Source organism: Leisingera sp. ANG49 (genome assembly GCF_059694505.1).
Genome location: NZ_JCATZN010000011.1, coordinates 59,535 through 71,585 on the forward strand (window position 1 = coordinate 59,535; position 12,051 = coordinate 71,585).

At 66.0% G+C, this 12,051-nt stretch carries 7 protein-coding genes; 5 read left to right on the forward strand and 2 right to left on the reverse strand.

What is annotated here, in order from left to right; translation table 11 throughout:
• Nucleotides 1-54 precede the first annotated feature (54 nt).
• The 3 genes from AC58NV_RS21790 (at nucleotide 55) to AC58NV_RS21800 (ending at nucleotide 5,910) form a co-directional block, all read left to right on the forward strand.
• Complete coding sequence (locus AC58NV_RS21790) at nucleotides 55-2,571, forward strand: calcium-binding protein (protein WP_497229021.1); 2,517 nt, start codon at nucleotides 55-57, stop codon at nucleotides 2,569-2,571.
• Nucleotides 2,572-2,725: 154 nt separating this feature from the next.
• Nucleotides 2,726-4,495, forward strand: coding sequence for a type I secretion system permease/ATPase (locus AC58NV_RS21795; protein ID WP_497229022.1), 1,770 nt, complete (start codon nucleotides 2,726-2,728; stop codon nucleotides 4,493-4,495).
• Complete coding sequence (locus AC58NV_RS21800) at nucleotides 4,492-5,910, forward strand: HlyD family type I secretion periplasmic adaptor subunit (RefSeq protein WP_497229023.1); 1,419 nt, start codon at nucleotides 4,492-4,494, stop codon at nucleotides 5,908-5,910. Before AC58NV_RS21795 ends, AC58NV_RS21800 begins: the two co-directional genes overlap by 4 nt.
• A gap of 365 nt (nucleotides 5,911-6,275) precedes the next feature.
• Here the strand turns inward: AC58NV_RS21800 and AC58NV_RS21805 are convergent, their stop codons facing one another.
• Nucleotides 6,276-7,298: a replication initiator protein A gene (locus AC58NV_RS21805; RefSeq protein WP_497229024.1), complete on the reverse strand. Its 1,023-nt coding sequence runs from the start codon at nucleotides 7,296-7,298 to the stop codon at nucleotides 6,276-6,278.
• Nucleotides 7,299-7,780: 482 nt separating this feature from the next.
• Between AC58NV_RS21805 and AC58NV_RS21810 the strand changes: the two genes are divergently transcribed.
• Together AC58NV_RS21810 and AC58NV_RS21815 are read left to right on the forward strand one after the other, a co-directional pair.
• The gene (locus AC58NV_RS21810; RefSeq protein ID WP_497229025.1) at nucleotides 7,781-9,190 is read left to right on the forward strand and encodes an AAA family ATPase; all 1,410 of its coding nucleotides are present in this window, start codon (nucleotides 7,781-7,783) and stop codon (nucleotides 9,188-9,190) included.
• Nucleotides 9,191-9,250: 60 nt separating this feature from the next.
• The gene (locus AC58NV_RS21815; RefSeq protein ID WP_497229026.1) at nucleotides 9,251-10,387 is read left to right on the forward strand and encodes a ParB/RepB/Spo0J family partition protein; all 1,137 of its coding nucleotides are present in this window, start codon (nucleotides 9,251-9,253) and stop codon (nucleotides 10,385-10,387) included.
• Nucleotides 10,388-10,514: 127 nt separating this feature from the next.
• Here the strand turns inward: AC58NV_RS21815 and AC58NV_RS21820 are convergent, their stop codons facing one another.
• Nucleotides 10,515-11,831: a UDP-glucose dehydrogenase family protein gene (locus tag AC58NV_RS21820; RefSeq protein ID WP_497229027.1), complete on the reverse strand. Its 1,317-nt coding sequence runs from the start codon at nucleotides 11,829-11,831 to the stop codon at nucleotides 10,515-10,517.
• Nucleotides 11,832-12,051 lie beyond the last annotated feature (220 nt).

Below are 12,051 nucleotides of genomic sequence, written 5' to 3' on the forward strand. Positions count from 1 at the left end.
GCCGCGGCACCGGCGGGGGCACAGCCCCGTATTTTAACGAGGAGGAAGTTTACCATGGGTATTGAAGACCAGAATCCTGAGTGGAAAGTCTGTGATCCGGAGTGCAGGATCGAGTTCTCAAAGGACAAGAACGACCCGAACTACAACAACGGCGCCACCGAACAGGGCGACGGCGGCGGCAACGTCATCAACCTGAACGACCACTATGCCGCAGACAACGCCCGCGGCGGGGCCGGCGATGACGCCCTCTACGGCAACGAGCGCAACAACAAGCTCGATGGCGAGGAAGGCCAGGATTACATCGAAGGCCAGGACGGCGACGACAAGATCAGCGGCGGCACCGGCAATGACAAGCTGTTCGGCGGTGACGGCGACGGCAAGGGCCGTTATGAGCAGGTGGTGCACTACTACGAGACCCATATCGATTACGACACCTGGGAAGAGTATGAAGTGCCGGTCTACAAAACGATCTATATCGACGACGGCGATGACTGGATCGATGGCGGCGAAGGCTGCGACTACATCGACGGCGAAACCGGCGACGACACCCTCCTCGGCGGGCTGGATGCCGACACCGTCTTCGGCGGCACCGGCAACGACCACATCTTCGGCGACGATGCCGACGGCGACTACAGCATGCGCGGCGGCCATGACGACAAGTGGGGTTATGACCACTACGGCAAAGGCAAGCCGGAAGGCGACGGCGATGCCGGCGACTACCTCTACGGCAACGACGGCAACGACTGCATGGATGGTGAAGGCGGCGACGACTGCATGTGGGGCGACGACGGCCAGTTCGACCTCTACGGCATGCAGGACCACGACCACTCCAACAACAACGACACCATGTACGGCCGCGACGGCAATGACCGGATGAACGGCCAGCAGGGCAACGACCGGATGTCCGGCGGCCTGGGCGACGACCTGGTGATCGGCGGCTCCGGCGACGACGAGATGTTCGGCGACGAGCGCCAGGGCCAGGGCGACGATCTTGATTTCGGCGCCGACAGCGGCACCGGCAACAAGACCGAGCAGGTCGATGGCAACGACACCATGCTGGGCGGCACCGGTGAAGACACCATGGACGGCCAGGGCGGCGACGACTGCATGTTCGGCGAAGAAGACAACGACCTGATGCAGGGCGGCCGCGGCAACGACCTGATGGGCGGCGGCGAAGGCGACGACGACGTCAACGGCGGCGCCGGGCGCGATACCATGCGCGGCGGCACCGGCAATGACGTGCTGGAAGGCGGCGCCCAGGGCGACCTGATCTTCGGCGACAAGGCCGACAACCTGGGCAGCGACCACTACAAGGCGCCCTATGTCGACTGGGACTGCTGCGACGACGACGAGCCGTCCACGGCGTCCAACGAGCATGGCGGCGGCCACAAGATGAAGCCGGTCGATTGCCCGGACTGCTATGATCCGGTCGACAACGGCGAGAAGATCGAGGGCCACGACGTGATCCGCGGCGGCTCCGGCAACGACACCATCTTCGGTGAAGGCGGCAACGACGTCATCTACGGCCAGACCGGCAATGATGTGGTCAGCGGCGGCGACGGCGAGGACATCATCAAAGGCGGCTACGGCAACGACAAGCTGTCCGGCGATGACGGCGACGACTGCCTGCATGGTGAAGACGGCCACGACCTGCTGAAAGGCGGCTCCGGCAACGATACCATCAAGGGCGGCGACGATGCCGACAAGGCCTTTGGCGGCACCGGCAACGACAAGATCTTCGGCCAGGCCGGCAATGACACGCTGCACGGCGACGACGGCCACGACTACATCAGCGGCGGCACTGGCCGCGACGTGATCTTCGGCGACGACGGCGACGACAAGCTGATGGGCGGCCGCAGCCAGGACTTCATCGATGGCGGCAAAGGCGAAGACACGCTGAAAGGCGGCAAGGCCGGCGACGTGCTCAAGGGCGGCTACAACAACGACACGCTCTATGGCAACACCGGCCAGGACTGCCTCTACGGCGAAGAAGGCAACGACAAGCTGATGGGCGGCTTCGGCAAGGACTTCCTGGATGGCGGTTCCGGCAACGACAAGCTGTTCGGCAATGCCGGCAACGACTGGCTGAAAGGCGGCTCCGGCAACGACTGGCTGTGGGGCGGCACCGGCAAGGATGTCTTCATCATCGACCTGAAGTGGGATGGCTACAGCTTCACTTCCAACGATGGCCATGACGTCATTCATGACTTCGACATCGACGAAGATCATGACGTGCTGCTGTTCCGTGTCACCGGCGACATCTCGGCGCAGGATGCCTTCGAGAAGCTGAACGGCGGACCGGACGGTGTCGGCGGCCACGCCCAGGTCACCGAATCCGGCGGCGATACCCAGATCAAAGTGGGCGGCGCCTGGGTGACCATCAAGGACCTGGAAGGCAACGAAGCGCCATTCTCCTCGCTGGGCCATGACACCAACCCCTGGGGCGGTGTCGGCATCAACGCGGTCTCCAGCGGCGACGCGGGCAGCTATGAGGCGATCCGTGTGGTCACAGCTGACGAATTTGATGACAGCTACGACAACATCTGGGGCCACCTCAACTACGGTGCCTGAGCATTAGGAACGGCGGGCCCGGGGTTTACCCCGGGCCCGCCCAGCCCTGGTTCAGGACAGCGATTTGGTCCCCGGCCAAGGATTGCATCCTTGGACCAGGGCGCTGACCTCCAGATTTTATAACTTCACTTCGTGCAGCCGGGGGGCAACGACAATGAAGACAAAACGGGTATTCGACGGACAAAGGGGTGTGCTGGCAGCCATCTTCACCGCCAGCATCTTCGTGAACCTCCTGATCCTGACAGCGCCACTCTACATGCTGCAACTGTTTGCCCGGGTCATGGCCTCGGGCAGCATGCCAACCCTGATTGCTCTGACCACCGGCGCGTGCATCGCGCTGGTGTTCTTTTTTATTTTCGACATGCTGCGCCAGCGCCTGGTGGCGCGGCTCGGCTCCCGCCTCGAAGCCCGGCTCAGCCCGGTGGTGCTGGAGGGCATGATCAACGGCCAGCTGCCGCCGGCCCTGCGCAAGGCGGAGCCCATCCGCGACATCCAGGAACTGCGCGGCTTTGTCACCAGCCCGGTGTTCCTGGCGCTCTTGGACGCGCCCTGGTCGCTGATCTTCCTGGCACTGATCTTCATGTTCAGCCCGGTTCTGGGAATGGTGGCGCTGGCGGGCATCGCCGTGCTGTTCACCCTGGCGCTGCTCAACGAGATGCTGGCCCGCAAGCCGATGGATGAAGCCGGCAAGCAGGCCACCGAGACCAATGCCGCAGTGTCCGAGATGATGCAGAACGCAGGCCTCATCCGCGCCATGGGCAAGACCGGCCCGCTGATCGGGCGCTGGCAGCTCAAGGCGTTCTCGGCGCTGCTGTTCAACACATTGGCCACCGACCGGGTGGCGCTGATCACCTCGCTGGCCAAGGCAGCGCGCATGGGGCTGCAGATCGCGATCCTGGGCATCGGCGTTGTGCTGGTGATCAACAACCAGCTGACCCCGGGGCTGATGATTGCCTCCTCGATCCTGCTGGGCCGCGCCGCGGCGCCGGTGGAACAGTCGATCGCCGGCTGGCGCGGCTTCCTCAAGGCGCGCAGCGCGCAAGGGCGGCTCAACACCCTGCTGGCCCATCTCGGCGCCGCGCCGGAGCGGCTGACCCTGCCGGAGCCGGAAGGCCGCCTGGCGGTGGAGAACGCTACCGTGGTGCTGCACGGCCGCCCGGACCCGCTGCTGATGGACATTTCCTTCGAGCTGAAGCCGGGCCAGTCGCTGGGCCTCATTGGCCCCTCCGGCGCCGGCAAGACCACCCTGGCCCACGCGCTGGCCGGGCTGCAGCCGCTGGTGCGCGGCCACATCCGCATCGACGATGCCGCGCTCAGCGACTGGGATCCGGCGCAGATCGGCCAGCATATCGGCTTCCTGCCGCAGCGGGTGGAGCTGTTCCAGGGCACGGTGGCGGAAAACATCGCCCTGATGGACCCGGACGCCAAGCCGTCGGAGGTGGTGGCGGCGGCCAAGCTGGCGCAGGTGCATGAGATGATCCTGACGCTGCCCGGCGGCTACAACGCCGAGGTCGGCCCGCGCGGCGAGTTCCTGTCCGCAGGCCAGCGCCAGCGCATCGGCCTTGCGCGCGCCTTCTTCGGCGAGCGCAAGCTGATCATCCTGGATGAGCCCAACGCCAATCTCGACCCCGAGGGCGAAGAGGCGCTGGCCTGCGCCATCGAGGAAGCCTGCGCCCGCGGCGCCGCGGTGGTGGCGGTGACCCACCGGCTCAGCCTGCTGCGCCGGGTCAGCCATGCGGCGCTGCTGCAGGAGGGCCGCCTGGCCCGCTTCGGCGAGGCCCGCCAGGTGATCGAGGCCGCGGCGCAGCCGATGGCCGCCGCCCCGGCGCATCCCGACGACCCCAAGATCGCCCCGTTCCGCCACCGCAAGGGCCCGGCGGAACAGGAGCCCCGGACCTCTCCGGCTGAAGGAGAAAGCGCATGAGCCTGGTAGAGCATGAGACCCGCACCCCGGCCCGCAGCAGCGCCCCTGACGGCCTGCAGAGCGGCTTCCGCGACCTGATGCCCGCGGGCGGCAGCCACGACATCCCGCTGCCCAAGCGGCCGCCCACCCGGGTGCGCCAGCTGGTGCTGTGGCTGGTGGTCTGCGGCTTCGGCCTGTTCGGCGGGCTGGTGTTCTGGTCCACCCGGGCGGAGCTGACCAGCGCGGTGGTGGCCGGCGGCAGCTTCAACGTGGCCGGCGACCGGCTGGCGGTGCAGCATTTCGAAGGCGGCATCCTGCGCGAGCTGAACGTCGCCGAGGGCGACCGCGTCCGCGAAGGCCAGGTGATCGCCCGGCTCGACGGCCGCCGGGTGGAGGCGCAGCTGGCGATCCTGAACACCCAGCTGGCCAGCGCCCTGGCGCAGCAGGCGCGACTGGAGGCCGACCTGGCGGAGGCCGAAACGCTGCGCCCCGGCGCCGAGCTGGAGCAGCTGATTGCCGCGGCGCCGGAACTGGCGCGGCTGGTGGCGGTGCAGCAGGACCTGCTGGCCTCCAACCGGGCGCTCTATGACGGCCAGATGGAGATCATCCAGGGCCGCATCACCCAGCTGGGCGACCAGCTCAAGGGCCGCGATGCCCGCATCCGGGCCACCGAGGAGCAGCTGGCCCTGGTGCAGGCGGAGCTGGCGGATCTGACCGGGCTGTTCGAAAAGGGCCTGGTGCCGAAAACCCGCATCAGCCAGCGGCAGATGCAGCAAAGCGACCTGCTGGGCACCCTGGGGGCGCTGGAAAGCGACCGCGGCAACGTGCTGGAGCAGATCGGCGAAATGGAGGAGCGGCTGCTGCAGACCGGCCGCGACCGGGTGGCGCGGATCGCCGCCCAGAGCCAGGAGGTGCAGGAGCAGATCCTCGACCTGAACCAGCGGCTGGAGGCCACCCGCGATGTGGCCGAGCGGCTGACCATCCGCGCGCCGCGCGGCGGCCGGGTGGTCGGACTCGCTGTCAACACCCTGGGCCAGGTGGTCGATCCCGGCCGCACCCTCTTGGAGCTGATGCCCGAGGATGCCGGCCTCCTGGTGGAAACCCGGGTCGCGGTGGAGGACATCGACGAGGTCTCGATGGGCAGCCTGGCGCGGGTGTCGCTGACCGCCTACAGCTTCCGCTCCACCCCGCCGGTCACCGGCGAAGTGGTGATGGTCGCGGCCGGCACCAGCACCGACCGGGCCACCGGCCAGACCTATTACCCGGTGCATATCCGCATCAAGGACGCGGAGCTGGCCGCCCTGCCCAATGTGAAAACCCTGCCCGGCATGCCGGCCCAGGCGATGATCGAAACCGGCCGCCAGACCCTGGCCAACTATCTGATCAGCCCGGTGCTCGCCAGCATGTCCAAGGCGCTGAAAGAAGGCGAGACCTGACGCAGGGCACCCCGGCACCCGCCGTCCGCAGCCCGGGCGGCGGCAGGAAAGGCAGCGGCCCAGGGGGGAGGGCCGCCCGCCTGACCGGGCCCGCTCCGGCCATGCGCCGGGGCGGGCCTGTCCCGTTCCGCCCCCAGCCCCCCGGTCCCGAACCCGCCGCCCGGACTCGCCGCCCGGGCCCGCCTCCCGGAGTAGGTCCGGACCGGACCAAATGTTTCGCACGCGAAACATTTGGTCAATCGTGCTGACCTTTTTCTGAGAGGATACAGCCCGCCTTTCCAGGCAAAGGCAGCGCCCAGCAGCCCCCGGCAAAATGAGTATTTATGGAAAGATGAAACCCCGGAGGCCCGAAAGCCAGCCGCCGCCTATTCCGCGGCGCGTTTGCGGACCCAGCCCAGGAAGGCCGCATCGGGCATTCTGAGCCGCGGGCTGCCGGAGCGCAGCCACATGGCGCGCCATTCCGCCTCCAGCGCATAGGCATCGGCGCCCGGGATCAGCGCGCGCGCCTCCTCCAGCGTCGCGGGCTTCAGCTGCGGCGCGTTGAGCACCGCTTCCGTGACCGCCGCCTTCTGGGAAAACCGGATCACATCGCCCTCCAGCTCCTCCAGCGCGTAATCGGGCAGCGGCTGCGCCTCAATCATGTCGCGGATCATCTTGCGGAACACCCGGCGGGGCGAAGCCGAGCCGGATTTCTTCAGCAGCGTCTCCACCGAGACCTGCCAGCTGTTCTGCCGCCCGCAATGCTTGCGCGCCAGCTCGTAGATCCGCCGCTCCAAAGGTTTGCGCAGCCGGAAATAATCGCGGCTGAGCGTCAGCACCGATTTCGACAGCACCGCCCGGTACAGCCAGTCCGAAAGCGTCACCGCGACGCTGACCATCTTGCCCGCGCCTTTCTTGCCGGCCGGCGCCTTGCGCACGATCTCCCATTTCTCAATGAGGCCGAAGCCGGTGGTCACCTCCTGGCCGCCGGTCACGATATTGGTGGTGATGCGGGTGCCCGCCAGCCGCTCGAACGCCTCGCGCAGGCGCCGGTAGGCATCGCCGGAGGTTTCGCGGTTGCAGGCCACCAGCAGGTCATGCGCCTTCAGATGCAGCACCCGGCTCACCTGCCGCCCGGCATTCAGCGCCGCCATCAGCTGGCTGATGCAGAAGATCAGGATGTCCTTGTCGTGGATCGTCGCCAGCCCCTTGACCGAAGGGGTCACGGTGATCTCGGCGCCGTTATGCTGGTAGTTCAGAATGCGCCGGTCCGGCCGGGTGCCCAGCGAGAACAGCGGATGCTCCATCGACGCCAGGTCGTTCTTGGGGATCGCCCCGAAGATATCGCAGAGGAAAAAGTCCCCCTGCCCCTCTGGCGGAATCGCTCCCGCTGTCAGCTCTGCTGCCATCTGCCTGCCCGTATCTGCTCTGCACGCCGCCGGAATTCTGCTGATCCCGTCCGACTCGTTTATCGTGGTTTTGATTACACTCACCCTAGGGTTATCCACATGCCCCCGCAACGGGGGTTCGGAATCATCTGTTCGGGGGTTCGGAGTCATTTCAACGGGGTTTCAGAGTCGCGTTCCCCCGGAATCCGGCCCCGATCGCCAATGAAAAAAGGGCTTTGCGCGAGTCACCTCTGCCCTGTAACTAATAAATAACCCATATTTAACAGGGCAGATTTTTTTGCACCTGCCCGGACACCCCCGCTTTCCCCTGCCGCAACCGCCGGATTTGCTTAGAAAAATCAAAAGGGATGCGCATTTTTCTTCCATGTGCCGTGTTTTTGGGTATTCTGGCAAAAAGGCAGCACATCAGGGCTGCAGAGTCATAACAGCAGTACTTCACAGGACGGGGCCAAGAAGGCCCATCGACAGCAGGCAGCACTCTCATGGCCAGAGATATCCACAAGGCGAACGCAAGCCTTCCCCCCTATTTCAGCATCGACCCGGACGCCGCATTGGCGGAGCTGGACAGCCCCACCAGCACCGCGGGCTTTGCGGAGATCGCAAGCGCCTGCGCGCAAGGGCGCGCCGACCTCGCCAGCCGCGGCATGAACGAGGAAGGCCGCAAGGAGCTGCGCCTGTTCTCCACCTGGGAGATCACCCGCTACCTGATCCCGGTCGCCCAGGCCCATTTCCGCCGGGTGCTGAAGGCCAACCCCGATCTGCCCCAGGGCCGCAGTGAGACCGAAGGCGGCGCCAAATGGTTCACCCTGGATGAGGTGCTGCGTCTGCGGGCCTTCTTTGCCGCGCAAGGGTCCAAGGCCAAGGACTACACCCCCTACCGTCCCGCAGGGCTGCCCGCCAAAATGGTGGCGGTGGCCAACTTCAAGGGCGGCGTCGGCAAGACCTCGACCGCGGCGCATCTGGCGATGTCGGCGGCGCTCGACGGCTACAAGGTGCTGGTGATTGATCTGGATTCCCAAGGGTCCATGACCTCGATCTTCGGCGGCAAGGTGGAGGATGAATGGCAGACCGCCTTCCCGCTGCTGGCGCGCCACTACGGCGAGCATCTGCGGCTTGAGAACCAGCGCCGCCTCGACCGCGGCGATGCCCCGCAGCCGCTGGACGAGGCGCTGGACGCAGCAATGGAGATGACGGCGCAGGACGTCATTCAGAAAACCCATTGGCCCAACATCGACCTGATCGGCGCCCAGCTGAACCTCTACTGGGCGGAGTTCCAGATCCCGGTCTGGCGGATGGCGGCACGCAGCTGGAAACTGTGGGATGCGCTGACAGAGCGGCTGGAGGCCGACGGGGTCTTGGACCAGTACGACGTGATCTTCATCGACACCCCGCCGGCGCTTGGCTACCTGACCATCAACGGGCTGTCCGCTGCCGACATCCTGCTGGTGCCGATGGGCGCGTCCTTCCTGGAGTTCGACTCGACGGGGCGCTTCTTCGACATGCTGCATTCCACCTTCGCCAGCATTGAGGAGGGCGAGAACCTGGCCGCCCGCGCCCTGGGCCGGCCGGGGATCAGTTTCGAATGGGATGCGGTGCGCGCCGTCATCACCCGCTACGACGGCGCCCAGCAGGGCGAGCTGGCCGCACTCATGCAGGCCTACATGGGCCGGGTGCTCAGCCCCCATAAGCAGGATTTCACCGCGCTGATCGGCCAGGCGGGGGAGCAGGTGAGCGGCATCTACGAGGCCGACTACCGCGACTTCAACCGCGAGACCTATGCGCGCGGCCGCGAGACCTTTGACGAGACCTATGCCGCCTTCAAGAAGCTCTTGATCGGCGTCTGGCGGCGCGAGGTGTTGCATCAAGAGGCCGAACAGCGCGCGGCGGGCTAAGGCCCTAACAAGAGATTTGGGGTAGAGTGAGCACCCCAACCGGAAAGAGGCACGAGGATCATGGCAAAACGCAAACGGCTTTCCCCGGCGCAAAGTGATTACCTGTCAGCGGCGCCTGCCGGCAAACCGGCGCTTGGCACCCCCTCCAGCGTGGGGGCCGCGCCGATTGCCCAGGTGGCGTCCGATGCCTCTGCCCAGGCGGCGCTGCAGGAACTCAGCGGCGTCCTGGAAAACGCCCGCGCCAAGGGGCTGATGATCGAGGAACTGCCGCTGGCGGCGATCGACGAAAACCACCTGGTGCGCGACCGTATCGAGCAGGACGAGGAAGAGCTGCAATCGCTGATCGAGTCGATCCGCGCCCGCGGCCAGCAGACCCCGGCGGAAGTGGTGCCGCTGGAGGATACATTCGGCGGCCGCACCCATGGCCTCATCTCCGGCTGGCGCCGCCTGACCGCGCTGCGCAGGCTCTATGAGGAAACATCAGACCCGCAGTTCGCCACGTTGAAGGCGCTGGTGATCAAGCCCGACAGCGCCGAAGAGGCCTATGTGGCGATGGTCGAGGAAAACGAGATCCGGGTGAACCTCTCCCATTACGAGCGCGCCCGGATTGCGGTGCGCGCCTGTAAGGAAGGCGTCTTCACCCGCCGCAAATACGCGCTGCAGGCGCTGTTCGGCAATGCCACCCGCGCCAAGCGCTCCAAGATCGGCAGCTTCGTCACCCTGGTGGAAGCCCTGGATGCGGTGCTGTTCTACCCCACCGCCATCAGCGAGAAGCTGGGCCTTGCCCTGGTGCGCGGGATCGAGGCGGATGAGGGCTTTGCCGCCCGCGCCACGACCGCGCTGCAGGCCGCCGACCGCAGCAGCCCGGAGGCAGAGCTGGAGGTGCTGACCCGGCTGACAGAGGGCGGCGTGAAGGCAACTCCCAAGTTAGAGCCTGATATGCCCCCTGCCCCGGCCTATGAACCTGCGGCGGCAGCGCCTGCGCCCAAGGCACCGGTTCCGCCGCTGGTCAGCGCCCCGCGGGTGCGCGGCACAGGCGATTGGGACGCTGCGATGCCGGGCGAGCGGATCTCCCTGCCCGCCCCCCGCGGCGTGCGGCTGGCCTATACCCCCAGCGAGCAGAAGATCGAAATCAGCGGCGAGGCGGTCAGCGCCGCGCTGGTGAAGGAACTGCAGGCCTGGCTGAAAAAGCTCTGATCGGACTCTGATAAAACAGCAAAGGGCGCGGAAACCGCGCCCTTCTTCTTGCCCTGTTAGAGCCTGATATTAGGTCAGCACGATTGACCAAATGTTTCGCGCGCGAAACATTTGGTCCGAACCGGACTTATTTTGCATCCCCCCGCCCCACTGAGGTGTAAGTCTCGAAACCCGCCCGTTTGGCGGATTTGTCAGAGTAGATATTGCGCAGGTCCGCCATCCGCGGGGTCTGCATCTTGCGGGCCAGTTTTTTCAGATCCAGGGCGCGGAACTCGTTCCACTCGGTCAAGAGCACCACCAGGTCGGCTTGTCTCACCGCCTGATAGGGGTCGTCCATCCACTTGATCCCGGGCAGGAGCGCCTCGCCCTCGGTCCGGCCCTGCGGATCCACCACCCGGACCTTGGCGCCGCCGCCCACCAAAGCGGGCACAATGGTCAGGCTCGGCGCCTCGCGCATGTCATCGGTGTTGGGCTTGAAGGTGACGCCCAGCACCGCGATGGTTTTGCCGTTGAACGAGCCGTCGCAGGCATCGCGCAGCTTCTCCACCATCCGCAGCTTCACCTCGTCATTGACCCGCATCACGGTTTCCGTAATGCGCAGCGGGAAGGCATGGTCCTGGCCGATCCGCGCCAATGCCGCGGTGTCCTTGGGGAAGCACGATCCGCCGTAGCCCGGCCCCGCATGCAGGAACTTGTTGCCGATCCGCCCGTCAAAGCCGATGCCGCGGGAGACTTCCTTGACGTCCGCCCCTACCCGCTCGCAGAGGCCGGCGATTTCATTGATGAAGGTGATCTTGGCGGCCAGAAACGCATTGGCCGCGTATTTGATCAGTTCCGCCGATTCCAGGTCGGTGGTCAGGATCGGGAAGTCGCGCAGATAGAGGGGTCTGTAGATCTCCGCCATCACCTCCGCCGCGCGCTCGTTCTGGACGCCGACCACCACCCGGTCGGGCTTCATGAAATCCTCGATCGCGGCGCCCTCGCGCAGGAATTCGGGGTTGGAGGCAACGTCGAAACCGGCCTTGGGATTGGCCTTGGAGATCACCTGCTTCACCTGCCGGTTGGTGCCCACCGGCACGGTGGATTTGGTCACCACCACCGCATAGCCCGTCAGCGCCCCGGCGATCTCCTCTGCCGCGGCCATCACATAGGTGAGGTCGGCATGGCCGTCGCCGCGCCGGGTCGGGGTGCCGACGGCGATGAACACTGCCTCTGCCCCGTCCACCGCGGCCGCCAGATCATCGGTGAAGCTGAGGCGGCCGGCGGCCACGTTCTTCTCCATCAGCTGATCCAGGCCGGGCTCGTAGATCGGCACCTCGCCCCGGTTCAGCCGGGTGATTTTATCCGCGTCCTTGTCGACGCAGATCACATCATGGCCGAAATCCGAAAAACAGACGCCCGACACCAGTCCGACATAGCCGGTGCCAATCATTGCAATGCGCATGGAATGCCCTTTCCCCAATCCCCTGCCGGCCGCTTGGATGCCGCCGTTGTCATGAGCTTAGAAGGATATACGCCGCCGGACAGGGCCGGAACCGGTTTTTTGCAGCGGCCGCGCGCGGGGCGGTGGCAGGCGGCAAGATAGGTCCGCTTCGGACCAAATGTTTCGCGCGCGAAACATTTGGTCGAAGCGGACCTATCGCGGCACGGCAAACGCGGGCGGG